This window comes from Alphaproteobacteria bacterium, assembly GCA_018063245.1.
Lineage (GTDB): Bacteria > Pseudomonadota > Alphaproteobacteria > JAGPBS01 > JAGPBS01 > JAGPBS01.
Genome location: JAGPBS010000011.1, coordinates 28,466 through 45,422 on the forward strand (window position 1 = coordinate 28,466; position 16,957 = coordinate 45,422).

Consider the following 16,957-nt stretch of genomic DNA (forward strand, 5'->3'; position numbering starts at 1 on the left):
ATATTTTTTATTCAATAGAAAATAAAATCCCAATAATATTTCTATATTCCCCTAAACAGCCCGATCCTGACAAATTCTTCAACTGTTTCACCAATATCAAGATCAAACTTCTTTGCAATCAATTGCACAAAGCTTGATGGCTTAAAATAAGTGAAGAATATCTGCATAGCCTCTTGTTTGTCCAGGGCAACAAGATGCTCATAAAGCAGCTCTGTATAAGGATCAAAGTAAACCTTTGTTGATCCAAACAGGTCCTTACCAAGCAAGTTACGGAGATAGAGCCCTTGGTGTGAGGCTTCCTGAATCTCTCCACGAACACCAACTATTCTTTTCATCATAGCATTGCTTCCTGAGAACATCTTTTCAATCTCCTCAGCCAAAATCTCGCAGATCACTAATTTTGACTGATCATGAGGCAAGTCAACAAGACGTGACTCTGGAGCTGGAGCTGCCCCTTGACCGTATCTGCATGAAGCTGGCAATACATTCAAATAATACCTACCAATTCCATCTGATTTCCCTGTTGCACACAACATAATTGAGCTAAGCATTTTGATAAAGGCCATTTCCTGATCAGAAAAATCATCTCCTGAGTTTTTTGCCTCTGACAAAGTGTCTATGTAGGCTGCAATCGCTATGAATCGCGCAGTGATAATCGGCACAATCGCATCCTCACCTCCTTCAAAAGAAAGATGGCGCGCTAATAGTCGATCGGCAAGCGCCTTCTCTTCTATATTCTCAAAGCTATAACCTGTAAGCTCTTTTACTTGATCAATCAAGCCTTCTTCTGTGGCAAATCGGGATTTTAAAGCTGAGAGATGACGCTCTATAAAGTCATGTGATACTTTTGGTAACTGGCCGACTCGAATGACAATCTCTTTCATTTCTGATCCAAAAAAGAAAGAATTGAAAGACAAAGAATACCCATTTAATATTTCTATGCTCGGGTTTATATTGCCCCAATTCATAGGCTCTGCTCTCTTTGCTTCTAATCTTTGCAAAATATTATAGGGATTTTTCAGATCGCTATTTGCGCTTAAGAGCAGAATGGAGGTTCTGATCGCGAGCTGAACAATCTCATGCTCTTGATTAAGACCTAAATCCCCTGCAAACCTTGAAATACAGCCAGCCAATCGCCTAATTTCCTCTTGATCAGGATTGTGCCGCAATTGATCACGCCAGTCATTTATTAATCGATCCATTAAAGCATCTAAAGACTCTTCAACATCTTCCAAAACTATATTTTTCAAGAAAATTTCACAGAAATTATAAAAAAGCGCTCCATTTCTAATACACCCCATAGGTCCTTGACCAATAAACATCACATGATTGCGTCTGATCATTGGCACCTTTGCTAAAGCAAGAAAAATTGATTCATGATGAATCGTTTCTTTATCGATATAAAGCAAAACAAGCTTGAGAGTCTCTACTCTTTCTGCGGCAGGAATAGATAAAAGCCCTTTGAGAGCACCAAAAATCCCCAACGATGGTATATAAGGTAAAACCGCACTTAAAAGGTACATTTTTTCTTCAGGGTTACAATTTTCTAAGACCTGCACAAAATTATCCACTCCGATATCTCTGCCCGTAACACTCTGTAAAACACATTTCAATAATGGAACAAATTCTCGCAATTGAACAATAGTCATACTCTTCATCAAAGCTGAGTGACTCACATTATTGAGATTTTTGATGGAGGAACAAATCAAATCAATCGCCTCGCTCAAATTTTCAGGCTCTATGGTCAGCAAAGTTGAGAGGATATCTACCAGATCAGAAAAATAGTCTAAATTATTTTCTAAAAATGGCTTCAACTTATCAAGAAGAGCTTCCACCCTTTCAATAGGATGGTTAAATAGGCCTTTGAGCACGACCTGTCTTCTTTGAGAAAGTGACCCAGGCATGGAAGCAGAATAAGTAAAACTTGCATACTGAGCGTTTGTTCCTTCCAATTTTATAGACATCATCTCAAAAAATGTACGAATAGACCGATGATCAATCCCTTCCAAAATAATGTGCAAAGCGCATAGATCACTAACAGGCCTCTTCAGAAGCCCGCTTAAATCCCTTGCCAGCACCAGAGAAGATATCCATTCTGATGGAGGTGTTTCATTCAAAAAGTTCAATAGACTCGAAAGATCAAAAGCCTCAAGACGCAGCTGAGGAAAATTCGCCTTCAAAAACATAATCATCGATTCGCGCATCTCACTTGAAAATTGAAGGAGATTCTCAATCAAAGAATAAGGATTACCCTGATCTATTTTTGAAACAAAAGACAAAAATTGAGCAATCACCTCAATTTCTTCCTCATCAACCATAGATAATCCTAGAACAGCTTTTGATAAATCTGGATAATCACCCAGCAAAATCAATCCCGTGACAACTTTTTCTCTTTTAGATGGGGCAACAGTCATGAGATATCTAAAGATAGAAGCATCTTTTGATATAAAAGGTGAAGCAAGATCAATAACCTGGATTAATCCCTTTTTACCCTCACGAAATTGAAATAAACCATCATAAATTTCATTTACTAGTTTCCCACTATTTTCTCCAACCTTCCTTAATTTTTGGAACAAGTGAGTCACCACTTGCCCCATCACCTCAACTTGTGATTTTGAGAGACGTGGCATAACGTTTAGAAATCTATTCCCAGAGTAAAATGCGCCCTCATAATCATTCACCTCACCAAGAATACAAATCGTATTAAATGCCACGGTGAGCTTTGCAAGCCTATTTTTTGAAGGAATCAACTCAATATTGCATAACAAAGTATATGTATATCTTTGTAAATCTATACGTTGATCAAAAGTATTAACGATACTATCACAGAATTCATCTAAAATCGTCAAGAACTTGGCTCTTTCACTTGGCTCAAAGCTCTGAATTAAGCTGAAAATGAGGTCAGCTGGCTGTTTTTGATCAGCCTTTACCTGATATCCATCCCAAAAACCGTTACCCATTTTTTCTGAAAATGCGTTTAAATCACAAAGATCAGCCTCAGGGATCAAGGCCAAAATTTGATTATAGTAAAATTGAGCTTGTGCATCTCTTTTTTCATCCGATCTGTCCATCGGATCGATTGCTTGAAGCATAACATCAACTTTCTGACGTTTTGCTTCATAATCTGGCTGATCTGCTTTCCGTTTGATAATTGACACCTCAACAGCCTTTACAGCTTGATCTTGAGTATTGACAGCGCGAGGTACCGCAACTAGATCCGGACTGGGGTTAGGATTAGGATTCGGGGCATTTCCCTTGCCGACTGGATCGATTTGTAAATTTTCTTGTGGGTTGAATGGATTAAAATGAGCCATGATCACGAGTCCTTAAATAAAAATATTGCTTGGTATAGATAATAATAGTGTTGATGATACCTTACAACATATAACTCATTTAATCAATATAAAATAAGTTTTTTTTAATAAAATATTATTAAAAAAAACTCCACTTCTTTTTCTCCCCGCCCTCTCCTACGCCATCCGTCTACGCTGAAGCTACGACGAAACGATGGCTTCGGAGCAATAGGCCGCACGAGGATGACAAAAGTTAGATACTCAAACAGCATGCTGGAGCATGTCGGGCGAGACAGAAAATTCTTGACTAAGTTTAAAAATATGATATATTCTAAATTATGAGTATAGAAAAAAGATCAAAAATAAACCTTCTTATGAGTCATATGCCAAAAAATGGTATCATGACAAGCTCAGCCTTGCATCAATTAGGCATCTCTGATCAACTCAAGAAAACCTACATCAAATCAGGTTGGCTGCGAAACATCGGCAAGGGCGCTGTATCCAGATTTAATGAAATACCTTCATTTTATAGCGCTATCAATGCGATTCAAAATCAATTACACCTACCCATACATGTGGGTGGACGATCAGCTCTCAGCCTTCATGGACGCTCACACTACATTAGACTAGGCAAAGAAACGTTTTTTTTGTTTGGGTTGAAAAATATCAAACTCCCTTTATGGTTTAAAAATTACACATGGGATCCTGAGTTTATTTATATGACAACAGATTTTATAAACAAAAATCTGTACACTGAAAACATAACACAGGATGGATTTTCAATCGTTGTTTCTTCTCTTGAAAGAGCTATTATGGAAGCTCTATTCTTAATCCCAAAATATCAAGGCACATCAGAAGCTTTTCACCTGCTTGAAGGCTTAGTGGATATTCGCCCTCAAGTCGTTCAAGAGCTCCTTGAAAATTGTCGCTCTATAAGAGTAAAACGATTATTTTTACTCCTCGCAGAGAAGGCGAACCTACCTTGTGTTAAAGATTTAGACTTACGCAGAATAAATCTAGGTACCGGAAAATTATCTCTTGCTAAAAATGGATTTTACAACCATAAATACAAGATCGTTGTTCCCAAGGACTTAGAAAATGAGTGAAAAGTTTCAAAATCAAGTAAAAATATTATTGAGAATTCTACCATACATCGCACAAGACAGTGATTTCGGCCTCAAGGGTGGCACCGCCATTAATTACTTCTATCGAGACATGCCGAGATTGTCTGTTGATATAGACCTTACCTATTTGCCACTTGATAACAGGCAGGATACTTTATTTCACATCAATGAAAAATATAAAGCCTTTGCAAAAAGAATCTCCGAAACCGCCCCTGACTTGGCACCCAAATTCATTTACGATTCAGAACAACGCGTTAAACGCCTTGATATCTACAAGGGGCAAGATTTTGTTAAAATTGAAATTAATCATGTTGTGCGAGGAACGATCTTCGGAGCAGAACAAAAATCAATCTGTCAATCGATTCAGACACAATTTAAAAGCTTCGTCAATATGCCTGTTGTTTCTATTGGTGACCTTTATGGTGGAAAAATTTGTGCCGCCCTTGATCGCCAACACCCAAGAGACCTATTTGATGTCAAATTATTATTTGAAAACGAAGGATATACACCTGAAATCCACAAAGGCTTCCTTTATTTTCTGATCAGTCATAAAAGACCGATATCTGAACTCGTAAAACCAAATTTACTGAACATCGATAGCATATATTATTCAGAATTTATAGGCATGACTGTAGAGACAATACCCTTAGCCGATCTTTATAACGCGAGAGACCAGCTCCTTGATAAAATTCACAACAATCTCACAAATGATAAAAAGGAATTTTTGATCTCTTTAAAACAGGGCGAACCAAAATGGGAGTTATCAGGAATACCAAATATTGAAACATACCCATCAGTGCAATGGAAGCTTATTAACATCAGGAAAATACCAGCATCCAGACAAAAACCTGCCCTTGACGACTTAAAGCGAAAGCTATCCTTTTAACCACCCCCTCACACAGCATGCTGCAGCATATCGGGTGAGTAAACCGCCGGGATATAGTCGTAACGCTTATACTTTAAAAGCAACGTCTTATTCGTTGTGCGCTTGAGGAAATCTTCATTATGGCTGACAACCAAAAGGGAGCCCTCGTACTTCTTCAGAGACTTCATCAGGCTTTGAATACTTTCGATATCTAAATGGTTGGTCGGCTCATCCAAAATCAGCAGATTCGGTTTTTTGATCATCATATCAGCGAGCAATAAGCGAACCTTCTCTCCCCCGCTCAGCACAGAAATTTCCTTATGAACCTCTTCGCCAGAAAAGAGAACGCGCCCCATGTAGCGACGGATTGCCTCTTCTGAGACTTTCGGATTCTCATCTTTGAGCCATTCCAAACCAGACATTTTCAAATTCACACGCTCATCTGGATTTTGCGGCAGATAATAATAATTTGTATTAAGACCGAATTCAAAAGTACCACCATCGGCTGACACTTCGCCCAGCAGAATCTTCAAAAGTGTTGATTTACCAATACCGTTTTGACCAATGATTGCAAGCTTATCCCCTTTGAAAACAGAGAATGAGACTGATTTATAAAGCACTTTCTCCCCAAAAACTTTGGCGATTTTCTCCGCTTTCAGGATTGCTTTGCCCGTGTGTTTTGCCACCTCAAACTCAAGCGCCAAGTAGCGACGTGATGAATGATCCTGATCCGGCAACTCAATCTTATCAAGCATTTTTTGCTTCGACTTTGCTTGCGCTGCCTTTGTAGCCTTTGCTTTAAATCGATCAATGAACTTTTGTAATTGATCAATGCGCCTTTGCTTTTCTTTCCGCTCGCGGTTTTTTTGCTCTTGGTATTCCTCTTTCAGAAATTCGAACTTCTCGTACTTGCCTGGGTATTCGCGAATTTCTCCATAATCAATATCCCAAATATCCGTTGCGACTGATTTCACAAAACTCAAATCATGGCTGATGAAAATCACAGCGCCTGAAAAAGAGGTTTTCAGATAATCCTCAAGCCATTGAATTGAGAAAATATCCAAGTGGTTGGTTGGCTCATCAAGGAGCAAACAATCAGGCTCATTGAATAAAGCGCGAGCTAAATAAACACGGAGTTTAAAACCGCCCGATAGAGTTGAGAGCGGCAATTCATGAAATTCACGCTCAATCCCAAGACCAATCAGAATTTTCTCAATCTTACCTTCCGCTTGATAGCCGCCAAAATGACTGTATTTTTCCTCAACTTCTGCAAAGGCAATGCAATTTTCTTCAGTCCAATCTTCAAGCTTATGGAATTTTTCACGCTCAACAAAAGCCTCCCAAAGCTTAGGGTTTCCACGCATCACGATATGGCGAATAATTTCATTATCTTCAACGAATTGATCCTGGCCTTGCCAGCCCAGCGAACAATGCTGAGGCACTTGAATGACGCCATCATCCGGCTCCTCAAGTCCGTAGAGAACCTTCATAAATGTTGTTTTCCCAACGCCGTTGGCGCCCAAAAGCGCATAGCGACGGTTCTTCAAAATGGACAATTGCACATCTTGAAATAAAAGCTTATTCCCATAGCAATGGGTTAAATTTGTAATCGTAATCATTATTCATCGTTCTTTCTGTTAGGCAGATTTTTTGAGACTAAATCTCTGTGCCACATATGCATCAAGAATCGCAGTAAATTCCTCAGCGATATGATCCCCTCTGAGCGTTTTCACTTTTTTACCCTCAATAAAAACAGGCGCAGCTGGGTTCTCATTACTACCGGGAAGGCTAATGCCGATATCCGCATGCTTACTTTCACCCGGACCATTCACAATACAGCCCATCACAGCAAGCTTCAAGGTTTCAACACCAGGATAGGCTTTGCGCCAAACAGGCATCTTGCCTTCAAAATAACGCTGAATCTGATCAGCTAATTCCCGAAAGAAAGTACTGGTTGTCCGTCCACAGCCCGGGCAAGAGGAAACCGCCGGCATAAATGATCGAACCTCTAAGCTTTGCAAAATCTCCTGGCAAATACGCACCTCTGTTGTGCGCTCTTGCCCTGGCGCTGGCGTTAATGAAACGCGAATCGTATCCCCAATGCCATCAAGCAATAAGGGGGCTAAAGCCGCTGCACTGGCAACAGTGCCCTTAATCCCCATGCCTGCTTCCGTCAAACCAAGATGCAAGGTGTAATCTGATCTTATGGCAAGCTCACGATAGATCGCAATTAAATCAGGCGCTTTCGATACTTTACATGAAATGATGATCTTATCCTTCGCAAGGCCAATTTTCTCAGCAAGCGCAGCACTTTGAAGGGCTGATCTGATCACAGCTTCCCGTTCAACGGCTGCTGCTGATAAAGGATTTGCAAGCTTTGCATTTTCATCCATGAGTCTTTGAGAGAGTTCTTCATCAAGCGAGCCCCAATTCACGCCAATGCGCACAGGCTTATTGTGCTTGATTGCAACATCAACCATCATCTCGAATTGTTTATCGCGCTTATCTCCGAAACCAACATTGCCTGGATTGATTCGATACTTATCTAAAGCCTCCGCACAGCCTTGATATTTGGTCAAAAGCGTATGGCCATTGTAATGAAAATCCCCCACCAGTGGCACTGTTACATTTTGCTGTAAGAGTCTCTCGCGAATGACAGGAACCGCTTGTGCGGCCTCTTCATCATTCACCGTCAGGCGAACAATCTCAGAGCCTGCTTCATGCAGATCAATGATTTGGCGCACTGTTTTTTCAACATCTGCTGTTGCCGTATCGGTCATGGATTGCACAACAACAGGCTGCCCTTTACCTACAAGGACATGGCCAACTTTAACCAACTGCGTTAAATGTCTTTTGATGCTGTCTGTCATTTTGTGCTCTCTTTAATGAATGAAGCGCTGAAGCCTATCTACACTGGTTTTGACTATAATACATTAGCCCCACAATTGAAACAAAATTCTAGACAGTTTCCTCTTGACCAACTGACGTTACAGGACAAGAATGAAATAAATGTGCAAACAAGGAGATCAAACATGTCAGATATTCAAAGTGCTAAAAAACAAATTGACCAGATTCTCGAATTAGGAATTCATGCAAATCATGGAGGATTTACTGACGCACAACGCAAGCTCCTTAACATTGAGTTTGCCTTCAAGCGAACTGAATTAATCTCAATGCTAGAGACAATCAATAAGCCTTTAGCTCAATTCACAATCTCAGAACTATCCATTTCTACTTTAGAGGAAAACGCTCTTGCTATTCAAACATTGAACCAGCTATCTCTCCATCTTTCAAATGAGAGTACACCCCCTCAAAACTCCTAAAAATGTCATCCTCTTGACTATTTGACTCCGAAATGGTCTAATAGATCGAGAGGAGATCATCCATGGCCTATATACCATCCGTTCCGTCAAAAAAACTTAATTTTTCATATAACCAATCCCAAATTCCTGCAAATCCTGAAGCGTCGACACCGCGTGCAAATCATCAGCTCGCCTATGAAAATTATCTCCTTGGGCAAATCACCTCTCTAGAATCAAGACTTGTTTCATTGACGCAATCAAAAAATCGCACAACACAACAAGCAGGAGTGTTCTTTGAGATGTTTCTCGATAACGTTAACCAGGCCATTACGTCATTAGAACGCGCAACAGAACAGGCAAAAAAATGCGACTCTGATGACATAAGCATGAATGATCGAGCTCTGCTCGATACTGTTTTGCTAGATCTTGAAAAGAATCTGGATGAGCAGCTTTCATTTCCGCTACTTGGCGAAACACTCCAAAGACCACAAACACCAGATGAGGCTCCGCTTGAACTCTCTCTCCTCTCCTCAGGAGAAGCCAGAAGAGCCCTGAACACCCTTTCCCCTCTCTTAACAAAAGCAAAAGAGCAGAAAGCTGCTATTCTTGTCAAAATAGAACAGCTGAAAACACAGCAGCAATAAAAAGAGGCAGATATGTCAGCTCTACAACATCTCCAAACTGCAATAATGCAGGCCCTTGACTTAGCCAATCACGCCAATCAAGATGGATTTACGACCGTACAGAGAGGGTATCTCAGTACTGAATTTAGCATGTTGAAAGAGAATCTTTTCTCTGCAATGGAACAAGCCAACAAGCCTTTAAATCTATACCATGTCCAATTTGTATCTATTTCAACTTTAGAACAAACAGCAGTTGCGATCGATAAACTGACCTTGCTCTCAGGCTATCTTTTAAGCTACCATCTCTCTCCTAAGAGCTGCTAACATTAGCTCAAAAGGTGCTTTCGCTCTTTCACATAATCCTTCAGCGTCAAGAAATCATCGATTGTGAGATTCTCTGCTCTTAGAGATGGATCAAGACCTAGGCTCTGTAAGACAGATTCAGTCCCCGGAATAAAACCCTTCAGGCTTTGCCTTAACATTTTCCGCCGCTGCCCAAAAGCATGATGCGTCAAAGTCTCAAGGATCTTGAAATCCTCAGCATCAAAGATCAGATCTTTCTTTGGCGTAAATCGAACAACTGTTGAAACAATCTTTGGAGGCGGATAAAAAGCCACTGGCGCAATATCAAAACATTTCTCAACGCTGCAAAGCCATTGAGATAAAATCGAAAGACGCCCATAGACCTTTGTATCTGGCTTTGCGACAAGCCGATCCGCTACTTCTTTTTGAAACATCAGCACAAAACAATCAAAAGACTTAACCTGATGAAGCCATGAAATCAGCAGTGTTGTGGAAATATTATAAGGCAGATTTGCTACAATCTTAAGATGCTTACCTGGCATTGCAAAACGCGTCGTATCAATTGTTAAAGCATCAGCATTCAGAATCTCAAATCGCCCCCCATACCAATCCTTCAACAAATCAGCAGCTTTGATAGCTCTTTCATCTTTTTCAATGGCATAAATCTTATGTGCTTCTGATTCCAGAAGAGCTCTTGTCAAAGCACCGGGGCCTGAGCCTACTTCAATCACAATATCGTCATTGGTAAGCGATGCGCAGCGCGCAATTTTTTGTGTGAGAGATAGATCGAGTAGAAAATTTTGCCCCAAGGATTTCTTAGGCATGAGATCGTACCGATCAATCACCTCTTTAATCGTTGGTCTTTCTCTGTCAGAAGCAGTCATTAAATCCTGATCTCAATATAAGCATTATTGCGCAAATCACGCATCAGACGACGTTGTAATACATCAATCTTTTCCATATAAAGCTTCTGTTGAATTTTCTCTTCAGATGGCATTTCAATCTGAGCCTCATCCCGATGGCAAAGCATTAAAAGCAAAAGACCTGTTTCATTTTCAAGAAAATGCGTTGGCTTACCCACATCAATGGCCGATAAAAGCATGTACATTTGATCTGGCATCTCACCGAGCTTCACACGATCGACATTCCCTGTCATTCCAGAATCATATTTTTTTGATGCCGCTTCAAAAGCAGGACATCCTCTCACCTCACTTGTAATTTTCTCAGCTTCTTGGCGGAGCTCTGCTTTACGCGCCTCATCCTCTGTTCCATCAAAAACAATGTGAAGTTGTCTTAAATCAGCCATTGCATCACGGTTATCCGCTTCAAGCATTTTCCGTTTTGAGCGAACCAAGACAATATGATACCCAAATGGAGATCGAATCGGATGTGAAATCTCACCTGGTGACAACTTTGTCAAAACAGCATCGACTTCTGGCATCATCTGCCCTTCCATCACCCACCCCATATCACCACCATTTGGCGCTGCTGCTGATTGAGAAAATTGACGCGCCACCATTGAAAACGCCGTTCCCTTTTTCATTTGAACATAAAGTTGATCTGCAAGCTCTTTAACGTCTTTTTCTTTCTCTGGCTTATCAATCAACAAATCAATCACCGCAACCAAATATTGAGGCTTACCTGCATTGTCTTTTAAATAGTTTAGTCTTTCTTCTACTTCTTCAGGCGAGACAGTCACATCGCCCGATGCTCTTTGATACAAATATTGTTGCCATAGAATATTAGCCTTTACCTGATTTTTCATTGTGTTGATTGGTACATTGCCGCGCTTTAAAAGAGCTGTCAGACCATCAACATCCATGTTATTCTGTCCAGAAATTGCTTCAAGGCCACGTGTTACATCTTCATCTGTTACTTTGATTTTCTTCTCAAGCGCTTCTTGCGTTTGAAGTTTCTCATCAACCAGAGCTCTTAAGGCTTCAGTCTTTAGAATCTTTTCATTGTGTTCATTGCGTGGCAAGCCTGATTCAAAAAACATCATGCTGAGGCGACCATCATACTCTGCGCGCGAAATCACTTCATCATTCACCAAAGCTGCAATCTTTGCTTTTTCTGCTCCCACTGAAACAGCTGGCATCAAAAAGCTGATGCTCAAAATAGGAGTCAAAAAGAATTGAAGATTTTTCAATAAAGAAGCATTTTTGTGAGCTAAAATCATGTTGTACCTAACTTGATTGAGTTAACCATCTTCCTTATGAATAATCAAAGGAACTGCAATAAACAAACCTAACACAGCCGGCGCCCAAGCTGCAATAAAAATCGGGATACTTTGCGAGAGGCCCATTGCAAAGAGAACATCTTTTACAATATAATACAAAACACCCGCGCACATCCCACTGGCAATCATTTTCATAAAGTTACCAAAACGATGATGGCCTACAGAAAAGAACATCCCAAACATCACCATCGCAACAAAAGTTAAAGGCTGTGCAAGATAGGTCTGGTAGTAGAGAATATGCTGATCATTCATAAGACCCGTGCGCCCCAAAACTTCAATGTAATGGGGTAATTTCCAAAATGAAATTGAGGATGGTTTTAAAAAGCCATCTTCAATATTTTCTTTATCAATTTGCGTTTTTAAAACAAGTTCATCCATCTTTTTAGGACCATGGATTTTGTCATGACGCACAACATTATGTAAAATCCATCTCTGGCCTTGAATCACAGCCTTTTCAGCATCAATACGATCAATATTATCTTTAAAATCACGCACAAAATAAACCGTTACACTGTATAGTTCAGACAGATCTCTGGCACTTGTTTTTGCATGGAGAAATGTTAAATCATTCCCTTCCATCTCCTTAAACCAAAGCCCTGTTTCAGACAGATCCAAAACATCTGTTTGTTTTTTAACGTGCTTTGTGTTGATACGATTATATTTTTCAAGCATCAAAGCCCCAACTGGATTAAGCATGGTCACATTAATCACACCAATCAAAAAAGCACAGCAGATAATCGGCAGCATCATTTGCCATATCGAATTACCAGCGGATCGCATAACCGTTAATTCTTGATTGCGACTTAACCGCAGGAAAGAAATCATACTCGCAAAAAGCACAATAAAAGGAAACACTTTCTGGAGAGATTCATGCAGCTTCAAAAAAGCCATCTCTAAAACAAGACCGAAGGAAACACCCACTTTTGATCCCGTTTTACGAAGCAATTCAACAATTTCAACCGTCCAGATCAAAAAAAGTAAAATGGCAAAAACAACCAAAAACCAGGTCAAAAATTGCCGAGACAGATATTTAAAAAGAACAGGCGAAAAATAATATTTCATCTAGCCCCCCTTCCGTGAGATAAGCGCTTATTTGTCGCGTGCCTCATCTGCGTGAAAAGCTTTGTATAGCTTCCATATCCTGCAAAATAAAGAATCGGTGCCAACGGCAATATATACAAAAGAGGCGTCAAGACTGGATTTTTGATCGCGAGCTTTTCAAGCATAAGTCCCAAAAACCGAATGGCCATCGCAATAACCATAATCAGCACAATATTCTTAGAAAACCCACGTCGAGAAAAAGATGAATTTAATAAAACTGATGCACCTAAAACCGTGAAACCGAGTATGTAAAGAGGAATCGTAAAACGACGATGCATCTCAATAATCATCTTGTTCTTACGCAAAGGCTTTTCCTCAACAGCAATACTCTCCCAAAGATCTGAAAAATTCTTCTCTTTCACATCCTTGAAACTCTCTGTTGTTTTACGCTTAAACTGATCCAAATCAATTTTATACTCAGCAAAATTCAAAGTTCCAATTCTGCCGGTTTGTTCATTATATTCTTGCCTTGATCCGTTATAAATCAAAACACGCCCCTTTGATTCATCAAGTTCAACAATCTGCCCTGACTGCGCAAAGATTGTTACAGGCTTTTCTTTCTGACGCGTATCATAAATCAACACACCAAAAAGCTCACCCTTGTTACTTTTCTCACTCACAAAAACCGTCAGATTCTTTGAAATATCAACAAAAACACCTTCCCGAATCATAAAGGCTGAAAAATCGTTTTTAATTGTCTGTTGAATCGTCGTCATTTTCTTTTGAGCCTGAGGCGCATATTCAATCGTTAAAGCAAAAGAAAACAGAGTCAGCACAATCGCAAAAACCAAAGCTGGCCTCATAAGCTGCAATGTACTCATCCCAGCGGCTTTCAACACAACAAGTTCATTATCTTGGAGCATTTTATTATAAACAAACAAAACGGCAATCAAAGCAGCAATCGGCAAAATCAGATACAAAAAGCTTGGTAAGGTTAAGAACAAAAGCTTCACAAACATGTAAAATGACGCACCACCCGCAATCACAAATTCAATGAGTCGAATAGACTGAGTCAACCACAAGGCGCAAATCAGCCCAAAAAGAATGACCACGAGTGCTATTGCAAGATTTGTGATTCCATATTTGAAAAAAAGTTTCATTTGATATATAACAAATCCTATTAAGGGGGGTGAAAGAAAAACCTACCGAAATTTCCAAAGACCGACTACAATATTTAGAAACTTATTTCTTTTACCACAATCTACGAAAAATACAAAGGTTTACCATGACACTTACGATAAAATTTTACACTGAATCGCTTGATACACTCAAAGCAAAAAAGAAAATTAAAGAAATTTTACTACCCCTTTTAAAATCAAACCATTTATCCACCTCTTTTTCTGCCTTTTCAAAGTCATCAAAAAAAATGATCGAAGCTGCTTTGGCTCACCAAGATTTTAAAGCCGAAAAAGGTCATGTCACAAGCCTGATTCTCCCTGAAGAGGAAGGCATCACAAAACTCATCCTTCAAGGCCTGGATCCAAAGAAAACAAAAGCTCTCGATTTTGAAGAACTCGGCGGCAAATTATACGACCAACTACGTGCTCCAGCTCATGACAATATCCACCTTCATTTTGATGAGCTTCCAAAATCAAGCCTCTCGTCCGCTGAAATTGTTGCTCATATCGCAAACGGTATGCTTTTAAAATCTTATAGCTTTGAGAAGTACTTCAAGCAAGATGGCGATAAGGCTGAGGCCAGAAAAACCATTAAAACCGTTCATGTCTATACAACCGACCTCAAAGAAACTCAGAAGTGCTTTGCAGAATTAGAAGCAGTTACAAGCGGGATCTCTCTTACAAAAGATCTCGTGTCAGAGCCGCCAAATGTCATCTACCCTGAAACATTCGCAAACGTCTGCAAATCCTTAAGCAAAATCGGTATTGATGTGAAGGTTCTGAACAAATCCAAACTTGAAAAAATCGGAATGAATTCCCTTCTTGCTGTATCACAGGGCAGCCCTAAAGACCCTTACGTTGTGATTATGGAATACAAGGGAACATCCAAAAAGAAAAAAGATGATAAACCAATTGCCTTTGTTGGAAAAGGAGTGACCTTTGATACAGGCGGTATTTCACTCAAACCCGGCCCAGGCATGTGGGATATGAAATTCGACATGGCTGGTGCTGCTGTTGTCACAGGCCTCATGAAAGCTCTCGCTTTACGCAAAGCGAATGTTCACGCTGTTGGCATCATTGGTCTTGTTGAAAATATGCCATCTGGAAGCGCAACACGCCCGAGCGATATCGTCACAAGTCTCTCTGGTAAAACCATTGAGATCCTCAATACAGATGCAGAAGGCCGCCTGGTTCTGGCTGATATTCTCACCTATGTTCAGCGCGAATATAATCCTGGAACCGTGATCGATCTTGCAACACTCACAGGCGCGATCATTATGTCACTTGGCTATGAGTTTGCTGGCCTCTTTTCAAACAATGATACATTGGCTGATCACCTTTATAAAGTTGGCCTTGAATCTGGTGACAAAGTCTGGCGTCTTCCTTTACACGAGGTTTTTGATAAAGCGCTCGATGGCAGCGTATCTGATCTTCAGAACATCCCAACTGATAAGGTTGGCGCAGGCAGTATCACAGCAGCACAATTCCTTTCTCGCTTCATTGAAAAAGATGTCAATTGGGCTCATCTTGATATTGCTGGTACAGCTTGGGCTTACAAAAATGGCGCTCTTTATACCAAAGGCTCAACAGCTCACGGCGTCAGGCTCCTTAATACGCTTGTTAAGACTCACTTTGAAGGGTAAGTGACAAGACGATGGAGATCCGCTTTTACCATCTATCGCGTACACCGATCACAAAGGCCTTACCTCAAATTTTGGATAAGGCCTATGAGCGGAGCCTTTTGACTTACATCTATTGTGCTGACAAGCCCTCTCTCCAGGGGCTTTCTAAGGCCATTTGGTCACACAAACCGCAAGGCTTTATCCCTCATGGCTCACTTGAAGAGACGCATCGGGAGCGTCAACCAATTCTGCTCGGCTGCTCTATTCCCACTGAAAGACCTGAAAACAAGGCAAATCTTTTGATTTCAACCACAGCGAATGGTCTTTTTGATGCGGACTATCAGTTTCCTTATGATCAATGGTTCCATTTTTTCGATGGCAATGAGGCAAAGGCTCTTGATGATGCTCGCACCATGTGGAAAAGCCTCTCTAAAGCATCTGGCCATGAGCTCACCTACTGGCAACAAAGCGATACCGGCTGGGCGAAGAAGTAGGGTATTTTTTACTCGTCCGATATTAGAGAACAATTACCCGTCATTCAGAGTCACCCCCATAAGGTGTGACGTGGAATCTCTGCTATATATCAACAAATTCTGCATTAAATTCTAATATATGAGACTCCACGCCCTCCCAAAAGGAGGGCTCTGAGTGACGATAAGGATGACCTATGATCAGTTCGGGGCGACGAATAGCATTACAACTCTCTCCTCGCCGTCATGGTGAGGAACGACTTGTCGCGACGCGACCATCCAGAAATGCTTCAACAAGTGCAAACATTGGTAATACTGCTGTTTATAATTCAACTGGATCCTCATCAGCCTACGCCATCCATCTACGCTTCGCTTCGACGAGACAATGGCTTCTTACTTTACGCGCGAATGGCTGTAAGATTGACACACCAGATGACTTCGGCATGCCGGCTTAAATAATCTCGTTAGCCTCAAGGACGCTGCTGAAAAAGAGATCCAGCCCTCATCATACAAATTCCTCACATTAAGCCTTGACAAATATAATATAATTTTATATATTCTCTCTATACTTTATTTTTAAAACAATATTCGATGAAAGACATAAAACATGACATTGATTTCTTCATTAAACAAACAAGACCAATTACCAACTCAAGCAACTCAAAAGCCGGACACCATCAGACTCGAAATCGGAAGACCCGTTCCTAAATTATCTGACGCGATGCTATCATATCAAGCCTCACAGATAAATAAACTTCCTCTGGAAAAAAGAATAGCAAGCGTGCAAGCACTCAACCTTCCACAAGAATTAGAAACAAAGCTCATTCAATTCGGCATTGAACAAAAATTGACGAAAGTCTGTGATAATCGCGAGGCGCTTCTTGCCACCTTTCAAGA

General features: G+C 40.5%; 15 protein-coding genes. 8 read left to right on the forward strand and 7 right to left on the reverse strand.

Translation table 11 applies throughout. The features are described from left to right. Positions 1–41: 41 nt before the first annotated feature. Positions 42–3,314: a hypothetical protein gene (locus KBF71_02480; GenBank protein MBP9877185.1), complete on the reverse strand. Its 3,273-nt coding sequence runs from the start codon at positions 3,312–3,314 to the stop codon at positions 42–44. Between the two features lie 362 nt (positions 3,315–3,676). Between KBF71_02480 and KBF71_02485 the strand changes: the two genes are divergently transcribed. Beyond that, a complete protein-coding gene (locus KBF71_02485) occupies positions 3,677–4,399 on the forward strand; it encodes a type IV toxin-antitoxin system AbiEi family antitoxin (GenBank protein ID MBP9877186.1) in 723 nt (240 codons plus the stop codon). Further along, on the forward strand, positions 4,392–5,303 hold the full coding sequence (locus KBF71_02490; GenBank protein MBP9877187.1) for a nucleotidyl transferase AbiEii/AbiGii toxin family protein: 912 nt from the start codon (positions 4,392–4,394) through the stop codon (positions 5,301–5,303). The genes KBF71_02485 and KBF71_02490 overlap by 8 nt, the downstream gene beginning before the upstream one ends. Before the next feature lie 8 nt (positions 5,304–5,311). Here the strand turns inward: KBF71_02490 and KBF71_02495 are convergent, their stop codons facing one another. After that, the gene (locus tag KBF71_02495; protein ID MBP9877188.1) at positions 5,312–6,901 is read right to left on the reverse strand and encodes an ABC-F family ATP-binding cassette domain-containing protein; all 1,590 of its coding nucleotides are present in this window, start codon (positions 6,899–6,901) and stop codon (positions 5,312–5,314) included. 18 nt (positions 6,902–6,919) lie between these two features. After that, positions 6,920–8,152, reverse strand: a complete 1,233-nt coding sequence (gene ispG / locus KBF71_02500) for a flavodoxin-dependent (E)-4-hydroxy-3-methylbut-2-enyl-diphosphate synthase (GenBank protein MBP9877189.1) — start codon at positions 8,150–8,152, stop codon at positions 6,920–6,922. Between the two features lie 162 nt (positions 8,153–8,314). On the opposite strand from ispG, the gene KBF71_02505 reads away from it, so the two are divergent. The 3 genes from KBF71_02505 (at position 8,315) to KBF71_02515 (ending at position 9,531) form a co-directional block, all read left to right on the forward strand. Beyond that, a complete protein-coding gene (locus KBF71_02505) occupies positions 8,315–8,605 on the forward strand; it encodes a hypothetical protein (protein ID MBP9877190.1) in 291 nt (96 codons plus the stop codon). 62 nt (positions 8,606–8,667) lie between these two features. Next, entirely contained in the window at positions 8,668–9,228 is a 561-nt protein-coding gene (locus KBF71_02510; GenBank protein ID MBP9877191.1) for a hypothetical protein, read from the forward strand. 12 nt (positions 9,229–9,240) lie between these two features. Further along, positions 9,241–9,531, forward strand: a complete 291-nt coding sequence (locus KBF71_02515) for a hypothetical protein (protein ID MBP9877192.1) — start codon at positions 9,241–9,243, stop codon at positions 9,529–9,531. A 2-nt stretch (positions 9,532–9,533) separates the two neighbouring features. On the opposite strand, the gene rsmA is transcribed toward KBF71_02515, so the two are convergent. From rsmA to lptF, 4 genes are read right to left on the reverse strand one after another with little or no spacing between them, the layout of a single operon-like run. Next, positions 9,534–10,394, reverse strand: coding sequence for a 16S rRNA (adenine(1518)-N(6)/adenine(1519)-N(6))-dimethyltransferase RsmA (rsmA, locus tag KBF71_02520; protein MBP9877193.1), 861 nt, complete (start codon positions 10,392–10,394; stop codon positions 9,534–9,536). Then, positions 10,394–11,689 (reverse strand): peptidylprolyl isomerase, encoded by a 1,296-nt coding sequence (locus KBF71_02525; protein MBP9877194.1) that lies wholly within the window; start codon positions 11,687–11,689, stop codon positions 10,394–10,396. The genes rsmA and KBF71_02525 overlap by 1 nt, the downstream gene beginning before the upstream one ends. Positions 11,690–11,710: 21 nt before the next feature. Further along, on the reverse strand, positions 11,711–12,811 hold the full coding sequence (gene lptG, locus KBF71_02530) for an LPS export ABC transporter permease LptG (protein ID MBP9877195.1): 1,101 nt from the start codon (positions 12,809–12,811) through the stop codon (positions 11,711–11,713). After that, entirely contained in the window at positions 12,808–13,950 is a 1,143-nt protein-coding gene (gene lptF / locus KBF71_02535; GenBank protein ID MBP9877196.1) for an LPS export ABC transporter permease LptF, read from the reverse strand. The genes lptG and lptF overlap by 4 nt, the downstream gene beginning before the upstream one ends. Before the next feature lie 125 nt (positions 13,951–14,075). On the opposite strand from lptF, the gene KBF71_02540 reads away from it, so the two are divergent. The 3 genes from KBF71_02540 to KBF71_02550 form a co-directional block, all read left to right on the forward strand. Next, complete coding sequence (locus tag KBF71_02540) at positions 14,076–15,611, forward strand: leucyl aminopeptidase (protein ID MBP9877197.1); 1,536 nt, start codon at positions 14,076–14,078, stop codon at positions 15,609–15,611. Positions 15,612–15,622: 11 nt separating this feature from the next. Further along, positions 15,623–16,084, forward strand: a complete 462-nt coding sequence (locus tag KBF71_02545) for a DNA polymerase III subunit chi (GenBank protein ID MBP9877198.1) — start codon at positions 15,623–15,625, stop codon at positions 16,082–16,084. A gap of 583 nt (positions 16,085–16,667) precedes the next feature. Continuing rightward, positions 16,668–16,957: hypothetical protein (locus tag KBF71_02550; GenBank protein ID MBP9877199.1), on the forward strand; the 290-nt coding region annotated here is incomplete at its 3' end.